This is a genomic window from Microbacterium testaceum StLB037 (assembly GCF_900104345.1).
Lineage (GTDB): Bacteria > Actinomycetota > Actinomycetes > Actinomycetales > Microbacteriaceae > Microbacterium > Microbacterium testaceum_A.
Genome location: NZ_FNJN01000002.1, coordinates 554,083 through 573,825 on the forward strand (window position 1 = coordinate 554,083; position 19,743 = coordinate 573,825).

Consider the following 19,743-nt stretch of genomic DNA (forward strand, 5'->3'; position numbering starts at 1 on the left):
CCAGGCGAAGGTTCTCGAAGGCGCCTCTGACTCGTTCCTGCGAGCATTTCGTAACGCAAATTAGTCAAGTTTTGTAGACGTATCGACAAAAGACTCCTACAGTGACCACGGTCGAGGGCGACCTGTGCGATCCGAGCGGTCGACGCCGCCCCCGCCGCTGATCCGAAGGAGCAATGATGCCCGTACCCGCTGTCTTGTCCGGCCCCCGCCGGCGCAGCACCCGTGTCGCGAGGACCCTCGCGGCCGGTCTCCTGGGCGGAGCACTCGTGGCCACAGGAGCGATCCTGCCCGCCGGTGCCGCCGTCGCCCCCGCCGTCAACACCCCGGCGGACCTGCCCAAGCAAGAACCGGGTGTGACGCTTCGCACCTACTCCACCCCGCCCCTCACCGAGCTCTGCACGCTGAAGTCGGGCCAGACCCCGAACGTCGACAAGCTCATGTCGACGATCGACTGGCGCACCGACGAGCAGTTCGGCGCGGGCGACAACTTCATCACGCACGCCCTGGCCAACCTCACCGTCAGCACGCCCGGTCAGTACGCCTTCCGCCTGACGAGCGACGACGGCTCGCGCCTCACCCTCGACGGCACGCAGCTGATCGACAACGACGGACTGCACGGAGCGGAATCCGTCGAGGGCACCGTCACGCTCGACGTGGGAGTCCACGACCTGTTCGTCGAGATGTTCGAGGCCACCAACGGCCAGCAGCTCACCGTCGAATGGAAGGTCCCGGGCTCCTCGAGCTTCACCGTCATCCCCAACAGCGTGCTCAGCACCGAGGCGGGTGTCGTGCGCGTCACCGCCCCCGGGACGAAGTACTGCGAGGGCAGCACCGACTCCGCCGGCGACGGTCTGCGCCTGGATGCCGTGAACCCCAACTACACGCTCGTGAACCTGCGCCCCGAGGGCTTCAACCCCAAGGTGTCGGGCCTGGCCTTCCTCGGCAACGGCGATCTCGCCGTGCTGACCACCGGCTCGGTCAACTCCGGGGGATGGGACACCTCGACCCCCGGCAAGGTCTTCGTGCTGAAGGGCGCCCAGGCGGCCGACGGACCCGAGGACGTCACCGTCGTCGAGGCGGCCGGCGGTCTGCTGAACCCGATGGGCATCGACGTCATCGACGACAAGATCTACGTCTCGGAGCGCTACCAGCTCACCGAGCTCAGCGACACGAACGGCGACGGCTCGTACGAGACGAAGCGCAAGGTCGCCGAGTACCCCTCGGGCAACAACTTCCACGAGTTCGCCTTCGGCCTGATCCACGACGAGAAGAACTTCTACGTCAACCTCTCGGTCGCGATCGACAACGGCGGGGCGACCACCAACCCGCAGCCGGCGAAGAACCGCGGCACCTCGGTCAAGATCGACCGCGCCACCGGGGCGATCAGCTACGTCGCCGGCGGTCTGCGGACCCCCAACGGCGTGGCCTTCGGTCCCGAGAACGAACTCTTCGCGATGGACAACCAGGGTGCCTGGCTGCCCGCGAACAAGCTCGTCAACGTCAAGCAGGATCGCTTCTTCAACCACTACACGAACCCCGCGGGCCCGTTCGATCAGAACCCCGTCACGCCTCCCGTCGTGTGGATCCCGCAGAACGAGATCGGCAACTCCCCGAGCACGCCCATCATGCTGAAGGACGGTCCCTTCGCGGGACAGATGATGTTCGGCGACGTCACCTACGGCGGCCTTCAGCGCGCCTTCCTCGAGAAGGTGGACGGTGAGTTCCAGGGCGCGGTCTTCCGCCACTCCGCGGGCTTCGAGGTCGGCGTCAACCGCGTCATCGAGGGCCCCGACACGTCGCTGTACATCGGCGGCACCGGAGAAGGCGGCAACTGGGGTGAGGCGGGCAAGCTCACCTACGGCCTGCAGAAGCTCGTCCCGAACACCACGCAGAACGCCTTCGACATGAAATCCATGAAGGTCGTCGAGGGCGGATTCGAGATCGAGTACACCCAGCCCCTCTCCGACGAGACGCTGGCGAACCTCGCCTCGGCGTACCGGGCCGAGCAGTGGCGCTACCTGCCCACCTCCACCTACGGCGGACCGAAGGTCGACGAGGAGATCCTCTCGCTCACCGGCGCGACGGCATCCGCCGACCGCAAGACGGTCACGGTCTCATTCGACGGTCTGAAGCAAGGCCGCGTCGTGCACCTGCGCTCGCCGCAGCCCTTCGCCGCAGCCAGTGGCGACACGCTGTGGAGCACCGAGGCCTGGTACACGCTCAACTCGCTGCCGGGCTACGTCTCGCCGGCCGACCAGGGCTGGTACGAGGCCGAGGAGGCCCGCCTGATCGGCGGCGCCAAGTTCGACGCCGAGCACAGCGGTTACTCGGGAGCCGGCTTCGCCGGCGGCATGTGGCAGGCCGGATCCGCGTTCGAGTTCACGGTGAACGCCGAGACCGCGGGCACCGTCCCCGTCTCGGTGCGCTATTCCAACGGCCCGAACCCCGCGCCCGGCTCCAAGGACGTCAACCTCTACGTCAACGGTCAGAACCTCGGGAAGTGGGACTTCGCCTCCACGGGCGACTGGAAGACCTGGGCCACGATCACGCGGGACATGCCGCTGGTCGCCGGGACGAACACCATCGCGCTGAAGTACGAGACGGGCAACAAGGGCAACATCAACGTCGACGTCCTGTCGATCGGCACCGCCGACATCTGCGCCCCGTCGCAGGTCGAGGACGGCTACCGCCCGCTCTTCGACGGCACGCTCGAGAGCCTGAACGCCGGGTGGCGCATGGCCGGCCCCGGCGGCTTCGGTCGACAGAACGACTGCAGCATCCGCGGCGAAGGCGGCATGGGCCTGCTCTGGCACAAGGCGCAGGAGCTGAACGAGTACAGCCTCAAGCTGGACTGGAAGCTCATCGCCGATCACAACGGCGGCGTCTTCGTCGGGTTCCCCGACCCGAAGAACGACCCGTGGATCGCGGTCAACCAGGGCTACGAGATCCAGATCGACGCGTCCGACGCCGCCGATCGCACCACCGGTGCGATCTACACCTTCCAGGGTGCGGATGCCGACGCGGTGAAGGCCTCGCTCAAGCCCGTCGGTCAGTGGAACGCGTACGAGATCGTCGTGAAGGGGCAGACCATCAAGATCTTCCTCAACGGCACGCTGGTGAACGACTTCACCAGCACCGATCCCGCTCGCGACCTCTCGCAGGGCTTCATCGGCCTGCAGAACCACGGCGGTGGGGAGGCGGTGTCGTACCGCAACGTCCGCGTCAAGGACATCGACGAGCCGGCCCCCCTCGCGGTGACCGCCTCGGCCGAGGTCAAGTGCCTGGCCAAGAAGGCGTCGGTGACGGCCCGCGCGACCAACACCGACACGGTGCCGGTCGACGTGACGCTCACGACGGCGTGGGGCGAGCGGGTCATCCCCGCCGTGCAGCCCGGGGCGACGGTGTTCCACACCTTCACCACCCGCGCCGCGTCCGTCCCCGCGGGCGAGGCGACGGTGACCGCGACCGGCGACGGTCGCACCGGCGGGGCCACGGCCTCGTACGCAGCCAAGAGCTGCGGCTGATCCCCCCAGCGCCCCCGGCGGCGGACTCGCGTCCGTCGCCGGGGGCGCTCCCTCATGTCCCAGAGGTCCCCATGCTCTCCTCCCTCGGCCGCCGCATGAGCCGGCACCGCCTTCTCGTCCTCCTCGCCTGGTCCGTGCTCGTCGTCGTCGGCGGGGCCCTCGCCGGCGACGCCTTCGACCGCACCGTCTCGGTCGCCGACGCCCCGGCCGGCAGTGAGTCCTTACGCGCCACCGAACGCCTCGACGCCCTCGATCCCGAGGGGGAGATCATCACCGCCGTCGTCCGCGGCGAGGACTTCTTCTCGCCGACGCTGCGCGACAGCGCGACCGCCGTCATGGCCTCGGTCCGCGCCGTCCCCGGGGTCGCCGAGGTGACCGACGCCTACACCGCGGGTGGAGCCATCGGTGACGACGGCCGCTCGTCCCTGGTCGTCGTCGAACTCGCGCTCGGTCTCACCGGCGACGAGGCCGTCGCCACGGCATCCGCCGTCTCCGACCTTCTCCACGAGATCGACGCGCCCGAGGTCCTCGTCGGCGGCCCCCTCCTGGCCGAAGAGGCCTTCGTCGATCGGGCGACCAGCGACGCGGCGATCGGCGAGGGCGTCGCGATCCTCGTCCTCGTCGTGCTGCTCACCCTCGCACTCGGCTCGCTCCGCATCGCCCTCGTTCCCGTCGTCGCCGCGCTCGCCGCGATCGCCCCGACGCTCGCGATCCTGGGTCTGCTCGCCCGCGTCGTCGACGTCAACGAGTTCGCGGTGAACGTCGTCACGATCCTGGGCCTCGGCCTCGCCGTCGACTACAGCCTTCTCGTGGTGCTGCGCCTCCGCGAGGAACGCACCGCCGATCCCACCGCGCCCCTCGACGAGCTCGTCGCCCGTGCCGTCTCGGGGGCCGGCCGCGCGGTTCTCGTGTCGGGTCTCGCCGTGGCCGTGGCCCTGCTCGGCATCCTGATCCTCGGCGACCCCCTGCTCTCGGGGATGGCCCTCGGCGGTGCGGTCGTCGTCGCGGTCGCCACCCTCGCGGGCCTGACGCTCGTGCCGGCCGCGCTGTCGTTCCTGCATCGCGCGCTCCCGTCCGCCGGGGCGCGCACGTGGGCGCGCCCGTGGGCGGGACGGGCGTCGCGCGAGGGACTGCTGGCCCGCTCGACCCGTCTGGCCCAGCGCCGACCGGGGATCGTCGCCGTCTCGACCGCGGCGGTGATGCTGCTGCTCGCCGCTCCCGTGGCATCCCTCGCGCTCGACGACTCCGACATCCGCTCCCTTCCCGCGGCGGCCGAGGAACGACGCGCGTACGAGGCGACGACGACGGGCTTCACCGGGATCGGGATCGAGCCCGTCACGGTCGTGCTCGACGGATCGATCCAGGATGCCGCCGTCACCGGCGTCCTCGACCGGATCGCGGCCCTGCCCGACGTCGCCGACGCCGACGTGGTGCAGGGGCTGCCGCCCGAGATCACCGCTGTCGCCTTCACCCCCGTCGGCGACAGCGCCACGGGAGACGCGGCGCAGCGGCTCGTGACCGCGGTGCGCGGTCTCTCGACGCCCGTCCCCGTCGAGGTCACGGGCCCCGCCGCCTCGCTCATCGACACGCGCGATCACCTGGCCGCGCGCCTGCCGTGGGCCCTGGTCATCGTCGCCGCGGCGAGCTTCGCCCTGCTCTTCGCGCTCACCCGCTCGCTCGTGGTCCCGCTGAAGGCGCTCCTGCTCGCCGCCCTCACGGTGGCCTCGACCCTGGGCGTGCTCTCCGCCGTCTTCGGGTGGGGCTGGGGCGCCCCTCTGCTCGGGTTCGAGCCCCGCGGCACGCTCGATGTGACCACCCCCCTGCTGATCGGGCTGCTCGCCTTCGGGCTCACGATGGACTACGAGGTGTTCCTGTTGTCGCGCATCACCGAGGGCTGGCGCGCGCGAGGGCGCTCCGCCGACCCGCGCACGGCGAACGCCGAGGCCGTGCGCCACGGCATCACCCGCACCGGCCCCGTCGTGACGCTGGCCGCGGCGGCGATCTGCGTCGTCTTCGTCGGCTTCGCGTTCGGCGAGCTGGTCGCAATGAAGGAGATCGGGGTCGGCATGGTGATCGCGGTGGTCCTCGATGTCACCGTCGTCCGCGGACTCCTCCTCCCCGCGCTCATGACGCTCCTCGGTCGCGCGAACTGGTGGCCGAACGCGCGTCGCCCGATCCCGGTGCCCGCCGAACCGACGCCCGCCGTCGATCGCCGCGTGCCCGTGCGGTCGTAGGCTGGAGACATGCACGGCGAGTACAAGGTCCCCGGCGGGAAGCTGGTCGTCGTCGACCTCGAAGAGCGCGAGGGCCGCATCCACGGCTTCCACCTCGCGGGCGACTTCTTCCTCGAGCCCGACGACGCCCTCGACGACATCGACGCGGCCGTCAACGGCCTCGCGGTGGAGTCCGACGTCCCCACGATCGCCGCGGCCATCCGCGCGGCCCTCCCCGAGGGGGCCCAGCTGCTCGGTTTCACGCCTGAATCGGTGGCGACCGCGATCCGCCGCGCCCTGGTCACCGCGCCGGGATGGGCCGACTTCGAGTGGGAGGTCGTCCACGACGGCCCCGTCTCGCCGCGCATGAATCTCGCGCTCGACGAGGTCCTCACCACCCGCGTGGGCGCGGGGCTGCGCAAACCCACGTTGCGCCTGTGGGAGTGGGACGAGAGCGCCGTCGTCATCGGCTCGTTCCAGTCGCTGCGCAACGAGGTCGACCCCGCGGGGGCGGCGAAGCACGGATTCGACGTCGTGCGCCGCATCTCGGGCGGGGGCGCCATGATGATGGCCGCGAACTCGATCGTGACGTACTCGCTGTACGTGCCGGCATCCCTCGTCGCCGGTATGACGTTCGCCGACTCGTACGCGTTCCTCGACGACTGGGTGCTGCAGGCGCTGCGCTCGCTCGGCATCGACGCGGTGTACCAGCCGCTCAACGACATCGCGGGTCCCCACGGCAAGATCGGCGGGGCCGCCCAGAAGCGCCTCGCCAACGGGGGCGTGCTGCACCACGCCACCCTCAGCTACGACATGGACGGTCAGGTGCTCACCGAGGTGCTCCGCATCGGCCGCGAGAAGCTCAGCGACAAGGGGACCGTGTCGGCCGCCAAGCGCGTCGACCCCCTGCGCAGCCAGACCGGTCTGCCTCGCGCCGAGGTCATCGAACGGTTCATCCAGACCTTCACCACGCTCTACGGGGCGACGCCCGGGCGCATCAGCGACGAGGAGTACGCCGAGGCCCAGGCCCTGGTCGACTCGAAGTTCGCCACCGACGCGTGGCTGCAGCGCGTCCCGTGAGCGCCGAGAACCTCGCCGACGCTCCCGCACCGGGTGGCGTCGAGATCCACCACGCCGACAATCTCACCGTCACGCCGCGCTACCCCGACGGCTCCTTCGCTCTCGTCTACCTCGACCCGCCCTTCAACACGGGACGCACCCGCTCGAAGGCCGTGGAGTCCGCGACGCGCAAGGCGCCGGTGGACGAGACTCCGGATGCCGCCGCGCCCGATGCCGCGGCATCCGTCGACGATCCGAACATGCTCGACTTCCCCGAAGAGGAGCCGCCCCCGCCTCCCGTGGTGCAGCGCGGCTTCCACGGCCGGGAGTACGCGCGCCTGCGCGGCGACCTGCGCACCTACGACGACCGGTTCGACGACTACTGGGGCTTCCTCGAGCCGCGGCTCGTCGAGGCCTGGCGCCTGCTCGCCGACGACGGCACGCTCTACCTGCACCTCGACTACCGCGAGGTTCACTACGCCAAGGTCATGTGCGACGCGCTCTTCGGTCGCGACCACTTCTTGAACGAGCTGATCTGGGCCTACGACTACGGCGCCAAGACCAAGCGCCGCTGGCCCACCAAGCACGAGACGATCCTCGTGTACGTCAAGAACCCGTCGGCGTACTTCTTCGACTCCGATGCCGTGGACCGCGAGCCCTACATGGCCCCGGGGCTCGTCACGGCCGAGAAGGCCGCGCGCGGCAAGATGCCCACCGACGTCTGGTGGCACACGATCGTGCCGACCACGGGCCGCGAGAAGACCGGCTATCCGACGCAGAAGCCCGAGGGGGTGCTGCGCCGCATGGTGCAGGCGTCCTCGCGCCCCGGCGATCGGGTGCTCGACATGTTCGCCGGCAGTGGCACGCTCGGCGCCGTCGCCGCCCCTCTGGGACGGAACTCGGTGCTCATCGACGACAACGCCGACGCGGTGGCCGTGATGCACAAGCGCCTCGAGCCGTACGCGGACTGAGCGCGACGCGGCTGGCGCGTTCGCGGGGGTGGGGCGGTGTTTTCCCGCCCCGAGCGCAAAATCCCGCCCCCAAACCCCCGGCCCGCATCCGGCTCCGTGAGAAGCCCGCCCAGATGTCGGCGGTCGCACCTAGGGTGAAGCCATGGACTTCGGCATCTTCGTTCCGCAGGGCTGGCGCTTCGACCTCGTGGGGATCGACCCCGCGGAGCACTGGCGGGTGATGAACTCCCTCGCCCAGAGCGCCGACGACGGCCCGTGGACGTCGCTGTGGGTGTACGACCACTTCCACACCACCCCCGTCCCGAGCACCGAGGCCACGCACGAGGCGTGGACGCTCATGGCCGCCTTCGCCGCCGCGACCGACCGCGTGCGCCTCGGCCAGATGTGCACGTGCATGGGCTACCGCAACCCCGCCTACCTCGCGAAGGTCGCGGCCACGGTCGACGCGATTTCGGGCGGTCGCGCCGAGATGGGCATCGGCGGCGGCTGGTACGAGCACGAGTGGAAGGCCTACGGCTACGGCTTCCCGCCCATCGCCGAGCGCCTCGGGCGCCTGCGCGAGGGTGTCGAGATCATGCACCAGGCCTGGACCACGGGCGAGGCGACCCTGTCGGGGAAGTACTACGAGGTCGACGGCGCGATCGTGCAGCCGAAGCCCCTGCAGCCCGGCGGCATCCCGCTCTGGATCGCCGGCGGCGGCGAGAAGGTCACGCTCAAGATCGCGGCGAAGTACGCCTCGTACACGAACTTCGGCGGCTCGCTCGAGGAGTTCGACCACAAGTCCGAGGTGCTGCGCGGGCACTGCGAGTCCCTCGGCCGCGACGCGTCCGAGATCACCCGCTCGACGAACTTCAACACGATCGTCGCCGAGACCGAGGCCGAGGCCTCCGACCGCTTGGCCGCGGTGGTCGCGCGCCTGCGTCCGCACGTCGGAGATGAGCGGGCGGATGCCATCGAGGCCGACTACCGCTCGTCCGACGCCTTCGGCACCCCCGAGCAGATCGTCGAGCGCCTGCGAGAGCGCGCCGACCACGGCCTCGGCTACGCGATCCACTACTTCCCCGAGGCCGCCTACGACACCTCGGGAATCTCCCTCTTCGAGCGCGAGGTCATCCCGCACCTCTGATCATCGTCCCCTTTCGCGTGAGGGGTCGCTTTCTGTCGCCGCGCAGACGTCTGAGCGACAAGAAGTGACTCCTCACGCCGGAGGGCGCGGGTCAGACCAGAGGCGCGACGTCGGCGTAGGCGTCGGTCTCGACGGCGGGGACGGATGCCGAGGCGCCGAATACCCGCGCGCGCCGGGTCGTGGCATCCCACGTCGGCCATCCCGGGTCCCCGTCGCGCGCGAATCTCACCGCTGCGCCGTGCATCTCGGCGGCCAGAGCGGGCGGGGGAGTCTCGCCCGCGATGCGATCGACCCCCTCGGCGTCGAGGTGGTCGAACCAGAACGGCACGTCGAGGCAGTGGCAGGCGACGCCGATCGAGGGCACGGGCGATGCCCACGCGAAACGGTAGAGCCAGGTCGAGGCGTCGCCGCGCGCCCGGGCGGTCCTGCGCACCGTCGCGCGGATGACCCGATCGGTCACGTATCCGCCGAGCAGGGCTGCGGCCCCGCGCCGTCGCGTGCGCTCGAGATACGCGCGTCGCCGCGATCGCCGCAGACCGAGCACGGCGATGGCGAGAGGGACCGGCACCACCCGGAGGGCGCCCGCGAACCGGGCGGTCAGGCCCGTGAACTCGTCGTCCGTCGACCCGATGACGAGGGGGATGTCGGCCCCGGCACCGTCGGCGAGAGCCTCGAGCGGATGCCGGGGCAGCACGTCCGTGTCGATCACCGGCCCCAGCGGCAAGCCGTCGTCGAGCAGCGTCGCGAGCGACGACAGCGCCCGGACCAGGGGCGGCGTGAGGGTGCTCTTCTGCGCCGCGAGAATCCGCTCCTCGGGCACCGAGGCGAAGCCGTTGCGGTCGGCGCGGACCCCGACGCGCGCGGCGACCCGGTCGGCGAAACGCCTGGCCGCCTCGAGTGGCACCGCGCCGATCGCGGGCGAGATCGCCATCGCGGCGTGGAAGAGTCCGGATGCGGCGGGGCTCGACAACAGCGCGAGCACCGACCCTCCGCCCGCCGACTGCCCGGCCACCGTCACTCGGGTCGGGTCGCCGCCGAACGCGCGGATCTCGTCGCGCACCCACTCCAACGCCGCGATCTGGTCGCGCAGACCCCGGTTGGCGGGAGCTCCGTCGATGAGACCGAAGCCGTCGAAGCCGATCCGGTACGAGATCACCACGGTGATCACCCCGTCCCGCGCGAACGCATCGCCGTCGTACCAGCGGCTCGCGGGCGAGCCCGAGGTGAAACCACCCCCGTGGATCCACACGAGCACCGGCAGAGCGGCATCCGGACCGCTGTCCACCGGGGCGAACACGTTGACGTTCAGCGTGGCGTCTCCCGGCACGCTCGGCTCGGGGATGAGGGTGATCCCCGCGTCGCCCCGCTGCGCGGTCGCGCCGTGCGCGGTGGCATCCCGCTCGCCTTCCCACGCCTCCACCGGCACGGGAGCGGCGAAGCGCAGCGCCCCGACCGGAGCCTGAGCGAACGGGATGCCGAGGAACACTGCGGCGGCACCCCGCCGGAATCCGCGGACGGCCCCCTTCGAGGTCACGGCGAGGGGAGTGGCATCCATCCCCTCATCCTGCCGCGCCACCCGCGCGAGGGGTCGAAAAGTGTCGCCTCGGCGTGCCCGGAGGCGACAGATCTCGACCCCTCACACGCGCACGCGTGCTCCGTCCTCACGGCGCAGCACGGGCAGCTCGGTGCAGCAGGCGTTCATCGGGGAGGGCGGGTTACGCGTCGCGGCGCGCGCCCTCCGAGGGGGTCACCGTGAAGATGTTCGGGGCGCGGAAATCGGATGCCGCGAACGCGGCGCGCACGGCCGCCGTCGCCGCCGGGACGAGTCCGGTGGGGATCAGCGCGATGGCCGCTCCGCCGAAACCGCCGCCCGTCATGCGGGCACCGAGGGCGCCGTTCGCGAGCGTCGTCTCGACGGCGAGGTCGAGCTCGGGCACCGAGATCTCGAAGTCGTCGCGCATCGACGCGTGCGAGGCGACCAGAAGGTCGCCGATCGCGGAGGGGCCGTCGGCGTCGAGGGCGGCCACGGTGTCGAGCACGCGCTGGTTCTCGGTGATGACGTGGCGGACGCGGCGGAAGGTCACGTCGTCGAGGATCTCCTCGGCGCGCGGCAGGTCGTCGACGGTCAGATCGCGCAGCGATCCGACGCCGAACGCCGCCGCTCCCCGCTCGCAGGCCTCGCGACGCTCGCGATAGCCACCGGTGGAGTGGGCGTGCTCGACGAGGGTGTCGGTCACGAGGATCGAGAGCCCCGCGTCGGCGAAGCCGAGGGCGACGGCGCGCGTCTCGAGGGTGCGGCAGTCGAGGAAGGTCGCGGCATCCGCCACGCCCAGCATCGACGCCATCTGGTCCATGATCCCGGTGGGAGCGCCCACGGCGTCGTTCTCGGCGACGCGGCCGACCCGCGCGAGGGCGACCTTGTCGAGGCCGGCGGCCCACACGTCGTTCAGGGCGGAGGCCACGGCCCCCTCGATCGCGGCGGACGACGACAGGCCGGCACCCACCGGCACGTCGGAGGCCAGGGCGATGTCGACGCCCCGGGTCACGGCATCCGGAGCCGCCCGACGCAGCGCCCACGCCACGCCCAGGGGATAGCCCGCCCAGTCGAGGCCGCCGGCGGCGATCCGCGCATCGAGCTGCGAGAGCGGGACCTCGACCGCCGCGTCGGCGAACGTCGAGCGCACGCGGATCACGTCGTCGTCGCGCAGGGCAACGGCCGCCGCGGTGCGCTGGGCGATCGCGAAGGGGAAGACGAAGCCCTCGTTGTAGTCGGTGTGCTCGCCGATGAGGTTGGCGCGGCCGGGGGCCGACCAGACTCCGACCTCGGGGGCGTCGGTGAGGGTGGCGAGAAGGGCGCGGGCGTCGTCGACGGCGGTCATGCCGTCACCTCCGGAACGGTGTCGAGGGCGGCGCGCAGGCGTTCGGCCTGCGACTCGGGGGTCACGTCGCCGATCCAGGCGCCCATGGCGGCCTCGGATCCGGCGAGGTATTTCAGTTTGTCGGCGGCGCGACGCGGAGAGGTGATCTGCAGGTTGAGGCGCACGGCATCGCGGCCTCGTCCGACCGGCGCCTGGTGCCAGGCGGCGATGTAGGGCGTGGGGGTGTCGTACAGGGCGTCGATCCCCCGCAGCAGGCGCAGGTAGAACGGGGCGAGCTCGTCGCGCTCGGCGTCGGTCGTCTCGGCGAGGTCGGCGACGTGACGGTGCGGCAGCACGTGCACCTCGACGGGCCAGCGGGCGGCGAACGGGACGAACGCCGTCCAGTGCTCGCCCCGCAGGACGACGCGCTCGCCGGCCTGTTCGAACTCGAGGATGCGCTGGAACAGGTCGTTCGAGCTGCGCGCGATCGTGTCGAGCAGGCGGTGCGTGCGCGGGGTCACGTACGGGTAGGCGTAGATCTGCCCGTGCGGGTGGGGCAGGGTGACGCCGATCTCCTGCCCCCGGTTCTCGAAGGGGAACACCTGGCGGATGCCGGGAAGAGCCGACAGCGCCGCGGTGCGATCGGCCCAGGCCTCGATGACGGTGCGGGCGCGCGTGCGCGAGAGCGAACCGAACGACCCCTCGTGCTGGGGGCTGAAGCACACGACCTCGCAGCGGCCCACCGAGGTGCGGGTGCGGCCGAGGCCGAGGTGCTCGAGGTCGTCGTCGCTGCGGGGCGGGTCGACGGCGGCCGGGGCGTCGCCGATCGCCGCGTCGAGGGCGGGCCCGAACGAGGGCGACTTGTTTTCGAAGACCGCCACGTCGTAGAGCGAGGGGATCTCGGACGGGTTCGTCGGCGTCTGCGGCGAGAGCGGGTCGAGGTGCGCCGGGGGCAGGAACGCGCGGTTCTGACGATTGGATGCCACGGTGATCCAGTCGCCGGTCAGCACGTCCTGACGCATGGTGGCGGTGGCGGGACGCGGGTCGAGCGTGCGGGCGTCGATCGCGCGCTCGGCGCCGAGCGTGGTGCCGGGGTCGTCGAAGTACATCAGTTCGCGGCCGTCGGCCAGGTGCGTCGTCCGCTTGACGACGCCGGCGCCGAGGGGCACGACGGAGGAGCTGTCCGTGTTCACGATAACACGTTACATCCGGGGCGTGATATCGTCAACACGGAGGGGGCGTGATGCGCGTATCCATGGCCGATGTGGCCGAGAAGGCCGGCGTTTCGGCGCAGACGGTGTCGCGCGTCGCCAACGGCAGCCCCCGCGTCGACCCCGCCACCCGGGCGCGCGTCGAGAAGGCCATGGCCGACCTCGGCTACCGCATGCACCGGGCCGCCCGGGCCCTGCGCACCGGGCAGACGTCCACGATCGGCCTGGTCGTGTCGACCCTCGCCTCGGTCGGCAACTCCCGCATGCTGCAGGCGATCTCCGAGGCCGCCGCCGCCCGCGACTACGCGCTCGCCGTGGTGACCGTCGGAGAACGCGGCATCCGCGACGCCTTCGCCCGGCTCCGCTCGCAGGGCGTCGACGGCGCCGTCGTGCTGAACGAGGCGACCGAGCTCGCGCGCGACGCGGCGCCTCCCACCGATCTGCACCTCGTCGTGGTGGACTCTCCGCCGGACGAGCGCTTCTCGATCGTGCAGACCGACCACGCCGGGGGAGCGCGCGCCGCGACGGAGTATCTCCTCTCCCTCGGGCACTCGACGGTGCATCACATCGCCGGGCCCGCGCGCTCCTTCGCGGCGACCGAGCGCGAACGCGGTTGGCGCGAGGCCCTCGCCCACGCCGGAGCCGTGGCGCCCGAGCCGGTCCGGGGGGATTGGACCTCGGCATCCGGTCACTCGGCCGTCAGTGGTCTCGGCGGCGCCCGCGCGATCTTCGTGGCGAACGACCAGATGGCGCTCGGCGCCCTGCGCGCCCTCGCCGACGCGGGTCGGCGGGTGCCTGAAGACGTCGCCGTCGTCGGCTTCGACGACATCGTGGATGCCGCGGAGTTCCGCCCGCCGTTGACCACCGTGCGCCAGGACTTCGACGCGCTCGGCCGTCGCGCTGTGGCCGCCCTCGTCGCGGCGATCGAGGGTGGGGAGCCGATCGTCGAGTCGGTCCCCGCGGCGCTGGTGGTGCGCGCGAGCAGCGCCGCGCTCTGACCGGCAGGGTGGTATACCGAAGTCCTCGCTCGGGCTCGCCGTCGACTGACCACTCCGTCGGTCTCCTCCGCCCTCGCTGCCCGCGGCTCCGGCGCGGTTCGGCGCACCGTCCAAGACGTCCTCGCGCCGTCGCGCCTGGCGTCGACATCACGTGGTTTGGGGCGAATTCCGGCATTCGGGGCGGGAAACACACGCCCCGAACGACATAGTGCGCCCCAAACCGCGCCCTCGCCCCGCCTCCGAACCGCCCGCCGCCCCGCGGCATCCGGAAACGAAGAACGCCCGCGGATGCCGGAGCATCCGCGGGCGCCTCTCGTGGGGAGAGTCTGTTACTTCTTCACGGGGATCGACTGCGACTCGAGGGCGCCGATCGTGGCGTCCTGACCCTTCTGGAGGGCGTCGGCGAGGGTGCCGCTACCGCTCACCGCGGCCTTGAAACCGTCCGAGACGTCGGCGTAGGTCTTGGTCATGGTCGGACCCCAGGTGAAGTCAGGGGTGACCTCGGTGGCCGCCTTCGCGAAGACGTCGTAGATCTTCTGGCCGCCGTAGAAATCGACGCCCTTCGCGAGCGAGGGGAGCTTGAGACCCTCGGTCGTGGCCGGGTAGATGTTGGCCTCTTCGTTCAGGGCGGTGAGCGCCTCCTGCGACGTGTTCAGCCACAGCGCGAACTTCGTGGCCTCGTAGGCGTGCGTGCTGCCCTTGAGGACGGCGATCGACGAGCCGCCCCAGTTGCCCGAGACCGCGTCCCCGGCCTTCCACTGCGGGAGGTCGGCGACGGCCCAGCCGCCGGCGGTGTCGGGAGCGCCGCTCGAGATCGAGTTGGCACCCCAGACGGCGGAGTTCCACGTCCACACCTTGCTGGAGTTGTAGGCGTTGTTCCACTCGTCGGTCCACGCCGGGTACGTCGAGACGAGGTCCTGGTCGATGAGCGACTGCCAGTAGTCGGCGACCTTCTTCGAAGCGGGGTCGGTCAGCGAGACCGTCCAGCCGTCGGAGTCGTTGCCGAACCACTGTCCACCGGCCTGCCAGACGAAGCCGGCGAACTGGTTGATGTCGGACTGCGAGAAGTTCGTGATGTACCCGCCGAGTGCGCGGACCTTCTTGGCCGCCTCGGTGTACTCGTCCCACGTGGTGGGGATCGCGATCCCGTTCTTCTCGAACAGGTCCTTGCGGTAGAACAGCGCCATCGGGCCGATGTCCTGCGGGATGCCGTAGACGGCGTTGTCCTGGCCGAGGGTGGCCTGGTTCCACGCCCACCCGACGAACTGGTCCTTCGCGGCCATCACGTCGGCGCAGCCCGCGATGTTCTCGACGCAGTCCTGCACGAGGAAGTTGGGGAGGGCGTCGTACTCGATCTGGCCGAGGTCGGGCGCGTTGCCGGCCGCGATCTGGTTGAAGAAGTTCTGGTAGGTGCCGTTGTTGCCGTTGGGGCCGGTCTGCACCTTCACCTGGATGTCGGGGTTCGCCGAGTTCCACATGTCGACGACCTTCTCGATGCCCGGGATCCACGAGGTGAACTCGAGCGTGACGGGTCCGTCCGAGGGGGCGCAGTCGGCCGCGGCCGCGGCGCCCGAGCCGGCGCTGTCGCCGTTTCCGCCGCCGGCGCAACCGGCCAGCAGGAGAGCCGACAGGGCGACGCCCGCGGTCGCCGTGAGGATTCTGTTCTTCATGGAATGCCTTTCTCTGGGTGCCCGGGTGGGCCATTCCGCCCGGGGTGAGGGGCGGCCGGAGCCGCCGAGGGTTTACTTCAGGGCGCCGGTCCCGAGACCGTTGCGCCAGAAGCGCTGGAGGAGCAGGAAGATGACGATGAGGGGGATGACCGACAGCAGGGCGCCGATCAGCACGAGACCGCGGAGCTCCGGGATCTGGTTCAGCTGGTTGTTCCAGCCGTAGAGGCCGAACACCACCGGGAAGAGCTCTTCGCTGCGCAGCATGATCAGCGGCAGGAAGAAGTTGTTCCAGATCGCGACGAACTGGAAGAGGAACATCGTCACCAGGGCGGGGCTCATGAGGCGCAGGCTTACGGTGAAGAAGGTGCGGATCTCGCCCGCGCCGTCGAGACGACTGGCCTCGAGCAACTCGTCGGGCACCGACGAGGCGGCGAAGATGCGCGCCAGGTACACCCCGAACGGGCTGACCAACGACGGCAGGAACACGGCCCAGAAGGTGTTGGTGAGCTGCACCTGGCTGAAGATGAGGAACAGCGGCAGGGCCAGGGCGGTCGCGGGGACGAGCACGCCGCCGAGGACGACGTCGAAGATGATCTCGCGGCCCGGGAAGCGGTACTTCGCCAGCGCGTATCCGGCCATCGCCGCCAGCAGCGTCGCGACCGCGCCGCCGAGACCGGCGTAGAGCAGCGAGTTGCCGAGCCAGCGCAGGAAGATCCCGTCACGGTAGGCGAACAGGTCGCCGATGTTCGAGAACAGCCGCATGTCGGCGAACCACAGCGGGTTCGTGGTGAGGATGTCGCCGGTGCTCTTGCTCGAGGCCACCAGCAGCCACCACAGCGGCAGCAGGAAGTAGACCGTGAACACGGCCATGATGAGCATCGCCGAGGTGCGCGAGACCAGTGGCTCGCGGATGGCGCGCGAGCGCGGGGAGTCCGAGCGCGGAGCGCCGGAACGGCCGACGCGGGGGCGGGAGGTGGTGACGGCGCTCATGCGTTGCCCTTCTTCTGCATCCACTTCATGAACCCGAACGACAGCACGAAGGTGGTGACGGCGAGCACCACCGAGAAGGCCGCGGCGAGGTTGGAGTTGGGGATGGATGCCGTGGCGTAGACGGTCATGTTCGGGGTGAAGGTGCTGGTGACGGCCGAGCTGAACGAGCGGAACACCTGGGGTTCGGCGAGCAGCTGCAGGGTGCCGATGATCGAGAAGATCGCGGTCATGACGATCGCGGGCCGTACGAGGGGGATCTTGATGGACCACGCGATGCGGAACTGCCCCGCGCCGTCGAGGCGGGCCGCCTCGTAGATCTCGCTGGGGATCGACAGCAGCGACGAGTAGATGATCAGCATGTTGTAGCCGACGTAGACCCACGTCACGACGTTCGCGATCGACCACAGCACGAGGTCGGCACCGAGGAAGTCGACCTTCTCGGTGAGGGCGGTGAAGGGCGACAGGTTGGGCGAGAACAGCGAGCCCCACATGATCGCGGCGATGACGCCCGGAACGGCGTACGGGACGAAGAAGGCCAGCCGGAAGAAGCGCTTGCCCTTCAGCAGCGGCGAGTCCAGAAGCAGGGCGAACAACAGAGCGAGTCCGAGCATGATCGGCACCTGCACGACGCCGAATTCGAGCATGCGCAGCATCGAGGCCCAGAACGCCTCGTTCTGGAACACGAGCGCGTACTGCGAGAGCCCGCCGAAGACGAGCTCGGCTTTGCCGAATGTGCCTTCGCGCCGCACCACGAGCAGCGACTGCCCGATGGCGAAGATGATCGGCAGCACGTAGAAGAGAGCGAACAGGATGCCGAAGGGGGCGAGCAGGATCGCGATGGAGCCCTTGTGCAGCACGCGCGGGCGGCGGCGGGGGCGCGCGGCCCCGGTCGCGCTCGCGCGCTTCGTGCCCGTCGGGGCGGGGGCGGTGGTGGTCACGAGGCCTCCTCGATGATGCGGACGGCACCGCCGGCGACGGCGACCGAGCCGTCGATGGCTTCGCCGCTGATCGCGTCGCGGCCGTGCGCTGCGATCTCGACGGTGTCGGTGGTGTGGTTGATGACGAACAGGAACGCGCGCTCGGCGTCGGCGCGGCGGATCACCTCGACCCCGGGGCGGGTGTCGACGGTGCGGATGCCGGCGGCCTCGGCCGCACGGGCGAGCAGTGCGCGGTAGGCCGACGGTTCGGGGAGGGTCGCGAGGTACCAGGCCTCGCCGTCGCCCACCGCGCGGCGGGTGCGGGCGGGGAGTCCCGCGGCCGGGCCGTCGCCGAAGCGGGCGTCGACCTCGGCGTCGACGGTGCGCAGGCGCTCCGACCACACGGTGCCGGTCGAGCCGTCGTCGAGGGTGACCGACTGCGCCGGGCCGAGGGGCGAGAACTCCTCCGACACGATGCCGAGCAGGTCGCGGAACGCGCCGGGGTACCCGCCGAGACGGACGCGGTCGTCCTGGTCGACGATGCCGCTGGCGAAGGTGATCACGGCGGTGCCGCCGTCCTCGACGAAGCGCGCGATCGCGGCGGCGTCGGCGTCGCGCACGAGGTGCAGCGCGGGCACGATGACGAGGCGGTAGTCCGAGAGGTCGGCGGAGGCCGAGACGACGTCGGTGGAGATGCCGGCCGCGACCAGGGCGGCGTGCGCGGCGTGCACCTGGTCGAGGTAGCGCAGGTCTTCGCTGGGGCGCCCCTCGTTCTCGAGCGACCACCAGCTCTCCCAGTCGAACAGGACGGCGGCGTCCGACGCCACGCGCGTTCCGGCGACCGGCTGCAACGAACGCAGCGTCCGCCCGACCTCGAGCACGCTCCGCCACTGGGCGGTGTCGGTGCCCGCGTGGGGGAGCAGCGCCGAGTGGAACTTCTCGGCGCCCTGTGCCGACGCGCGCCACTGGAAGAAGCAGATGCCGTCGGCTCCGCGCGCCACGTGCGAGACGACGTTGCGCAGCAGCTCGCCCTCGCCCTTGGCGAGATTGTGCGGCTGCCAGTTGACCGCGCCCGTCGAGGTTTCCATGAGCAGCCAGGGTGTGCCGCTCGCCAGGCCGCGGGTGAGGTCGGCCGCGAACGACAGCTCGGCGAGCGGGTCGGGGAGGCGGCGGTCGAGGTAGTGGTCGTTGGCGATGACGTCCATCTCGCCGGCCCATGAGAAGTAGTCGAGAGCGCGGATGTGCGCCGTCACCATGAAGTTGGTGGTGACAGGGGCGGTGCTGCGCTCGCGGATCACGCGCGCCTCGGCGCGGTACAGCTCGAGCTGCTGGTCGGACGAGAAGCGCTGGAAGTCGAGCAGCTGTGCGGGGTTGCGCAGCGACAGTGCGGCCATCGGCGGGAGGATCTGGTCCCACGCGCTGTAGCGCTGGCTCCAGAACGAGGTGCCCCAGGCCGTGTTGAGGGCGGCCACCGTGCCGTAGCGGGCCTCGAGCCACTCGCGGAACGCGACCGCGCTGGCGTCGCAGTAGCAGAGGGCGTTGTGGCATCCGAGTTCGTTCGAGACGTGCCACATGGCCAGGGCGGGGTGATCGGCGTAGCGCTCGACCACGCGGCGGCTGAGCTCCGCGGCGTACCCGCGAAAGACGGGGGAGCTGGGGCAGTAGGCCTGTCGACCGCCTGGGAAGCGGCGTGTGCCGTCCTCGGCCACGGGGAGGATCTCGGGATGCCGCGTGGTCACCCAGGGCGCGGGGGAGGCGGTCGCGGTTCCCAGGTTGACCCGGATGCCGTGCGCGTGGGCGAGGTCCATGACCTCGTCGAGCTCGTCGAAGGTCCAGACGCCGGGGGCGGGGTTGATCCACGACCACCCGAAGATGTTGACGGCGACGAGTCCGACGCCCGCCTCGACCATGAGCCGCATGTCGTCGTCCCACACGGCGCGGTCCCACTGCTCGGGGTTGTAGTCGCAGCCGAAGACGAGACCTTCGCGGGTCAGGGCCGACAGAGCGTCGCCCGTGCGGGTCAGATCGGCCGGACGATCGCTTTCGCGATTGATCGGGGCCAGATGGTCGACGGCAAGCATCCGGGAGGCGCTCCTTTGCGGGATTCTGTGAACGTGCACACATTTGTCCGCCGGTTCTTCCCGACAGAATGTGTGAACGTGCACATAGTGACACGGCGTCGCGCGATCGTCAACTTCCGCGGCCC

13 protein-coding genes are annotated in these 19,743 nt (G+C 70.7%); 6 read left to right on the forward strand and 7 right to left on the reverse strand.

Annotation, left to right across the window (positions count from 1 at the left end; translation table 11 throughout):
• Window positions 1-176: 176 nt before the first annotated feature.
• The 5 genes from BLS25_RS05885 (at window position 177) to BLS25_RS05905 (ending at window position 8,893) form a co-directional block, all read left to right on the forward strand.
• The gene (locus BLS25_RS05885; RefSeq protein WP_143017834.1) at window positions 177-3,524 is read left to right on the forward strand and encodes a 3-keto-alpha-glucoside-1,2-lyase-like domain-containing protein; all 3,348 of its coding nucleotides are present in this window, start codon (window positions 177-179) and stop codon (window positions 3,522-3,524) included.
• A 71-nt stretch (window positions 3,525-3,595) separates the two neighbouring features.
• Window positions 3,596-5,758 carry an MMPL family transporter gene (locus BLS25_RS05890; RefSeq protein ID WP_074694753.1) on the forward strand — a complete coding sequence of 721 codons (2,163 nt, stop codon included), beginning with the start codon at window positions 3,596-3,598 and terminating at the stop codon, window positions 5,756-5,758.
• A 9-nt stretch (window positions 5,759-5,767) separates the two neighbouring features.
• Window positions 5,768-6,817 carry a lipoate-protein ligase LplAB gene (locus tag BLS25_RS05895; RefSeq protein ID WP_056224387.1) on the forward strand — a complete coding sequence of 350 codons (1,050 nt, stop codon included), beginning with the start codon at window positions 5,768-5,770 and terminating at the stop codon, window positions 6,815-6,817.
• Window positions 6,796-7,767 carry a DNA-methyltransferase gene (locus tag BLS25_RS05900; protein WP_235556902.1) on the forward strand — a complete coding sequence of 324 codons (972 nt, stop codon included), beginning with the start codon at window positions 6,796-6,798 and terminating at the stop codon, window positions 7,765-7,767. Before BLS25_RS05895 ends, BLS25_RS05900 begins: the two co-directional genes overlap by 22 nt.
• A gap of 142 nt (window positions 7,768-7,909) precedes the next feature.
• Window positions 7,910-8,893, forward strand: coding sequence for an LLM class F420-dependent oxidoreductase (locus BLS25_RS05905; protein ID WP_056224383.1), 984 nt, complete (start codon window positions 7,910-7,912; stop codon window positions 8,891-8,893).
• Between the two features lie 91 nt (window positions 8,894-8,984).
• On the opposite strand, the gene BLS25_RS05910 is transcribed toward BLS25_RS05905, so the two are convergent.
• The 3 genes from BLS25_RS05910 to galT form a co-directional block, all read right to left on the reverse strand.
• Window positions 8,985-10,448, reverse strand: coding sequence for a carboxylesterase/lipase family protein (locus tag BLS25_RS05910; RefSeq protein ID WP_074694754.1), 1,464 nt, complete (start codon window positions 10,446-10,448; stop codon window positions 8,985-8,987).
• 160 nt (window positions 10,449-10,608) lie between these two features.
• The gene (gene galK, locus BLS25_RS05915; protein WP_056224379.1) at window positions 10,609-11,772 is read right to left on the reverse strand and encodes a galactokinase; all 1,164 of its coding nucleotides are present in this window, start codon (window positions 11,770-11,772) and stop codon (window positions 10,609-10,611) included.
• Complete coding sequence (gene galT, locus BLS25_RS05920; RefSeq protein ID WP_256335548.1) at window positions 11,769-12,860, reverse strand: galactose-1-phosphate uridylyltransferase; 1,092 nt, start codon at window positions 12,858-12,860, stop codon at window positions 11,769-11,771. The genes galK and galT overlap by 4 nt, the downstream gene beginning before the upstream one ends.
• A 134-nt stretch (window positions 12,861-12,994) precedes the next feature.
• Here galT and BLS25_RS05925 point away from each other — a divergent pair, with 134 nt between their 5' ends.
• Window positions 12,995-13,960: a LacI family DNA-binding transcriptional regulator gene (locus BLS25_RS05925; RefSeq protein ID WP_143017835.1), complete on the forward strand. Its 966-nt coding sequence runs from the start codon at window positions 12,995-12,997 to the stop codon at window positions 13,958-13,960.
• Between the two features lie 329 nt (window positions 13,961-14,289).
• On the opposite strand, the gene BLS25_RS05930 is transcribed toward BLS25_RS05925, so the two are convergent.
• From BLS25_RS05930 to BLS25_RS05945, 4 genes are all read right to left on the reverse strand, one after another.
• Window positions 14,290-15,630 (reverse strand): ABC transporter substrate-binding protein, encoded by a 1,341-nt coding sequence (locus BLS25_RS05930; protein WP_074694757.1) that lies wholly within the window; start codon window positions 15,628-15,630, stop codon window positions 14,290-14,292.
• 72 nt (window positions 15,631-15,702) lie between these two features.
• Window positions 15,703-16,620, reverse strand: a complete 918-nt coding sequence (locus tag BLS25_RS05935) for a carbohydrate ABC transporter permease (RefSeq protein WP_056224371.1) — start codon at window positions 16,618-16,620, stop codon at window positions 15,703-15,705.
• Window positions 16,617-17,558 carry a carbohydrate ABC transporter permease gene (locus tag BLS25_RS05940; RefSeq protein WP_074694758.1) on the reverse strand — a complete coding sequence of 314 codons (942 nt, stop codon included), beginning with the start codon at window positions 17,556-17,558 and terminating at the stop codon, window positions 16,617-16,619. The genes BLS25_RS05935 and BLS25_RS05940 overlap by 4 nt, the downstream gene beginning before the upstream one ends.
• Entirely contained in the window at window positions 17,555-19,618 is a 2,064-nt protein-coding gene (locus BLS25_RS05945; RefSeq protein WP_081349698.1) for a beta-galactosidase, read from the reverse strand. The genes BLS25_RS05940 and BLS25_RS05945 overlap by 4 nt, the downstream gene beginning before the upstream one ends.
• Window positions 19,619-19,743 lie beyond the last annotated feature (125 nt).

Coding starts and splice junctions, on each gene's coding strand:
- BLS25_RS05895 (WP_056224387.1), top strand. CDS start 5,768: ATGCACGGCGAGTACAAGGTCCCCGGCGGGAAGCTGGTCGTCGTCGAC.
- BLS25_RS05935 (WP_056224371.1), bottom strand. CDS start 16,620: ATGAGCGCCGTCACCACCTCCCGCCCCCGCGTCGGCCGTTCCGGCGCT.
- BLS25_RS05930 (WP_074694757.1), bottom strand. CDS start 15,630: ATGAAGAACAGAATCCTCACGGCGACCGCGGGCGTCGCCCTGTCGGCT.
- BLS25_RS05945 (WP_081349698.1), bottom strand. CDS start 19,618: ATGCTTGCCGTCGACCATCTGGCCCCGATCAATCGCGAAAGCGATCGT.
- BLS25_RS05905 (WP_056224383.1), top strand. CDS start 7,910: ATGGACTTCGGCATCTTCGTTCCGCAGGGCTGGCGCTTCGACCTCGTG.
- BLS25_RS05925 (WP_143017835.1), top strand. CDS start 12,995: ATGCGCGTATCCATGGCCGATGTGGCCGAGAAGGCCGGCGTTTCGGCG.
- BLS25_RS05890 (WP_074694753.1), top strand. CDS start 3,596: ATGCTCTCCTCCCTCGGCCGCCGCATGAGCCGGCACCGCCTTCTCGTC.
- BLS25_RS05910 (WP_074694754.1), bottom strand. CDS start 10,448: ATGGATGCCACTCCCCTCGCCGTGACCTCGAAGGGGGCCGTCCGCGGA.
- galK (WP_056224379.1), bottom strand. CDS start 11,772: ATGACCGCCGTCGACGACGCCCGCGCCCTTCTCGCCACCCTCACCGAC.
- galT (WP_256335548.1), bottom strand. CDS start 12,860: ATGTACTTCGACGACCCCGGCACCACGCTCGGCGCCGAGCGCGCGATC.
- BLS25_RS05885 (WP_143017834.1), top strand. CDS start 177: ATGCCCGTACCCGCTGTCTTGTCCGGCCCCCGCCGGCGCAGCACCCGT.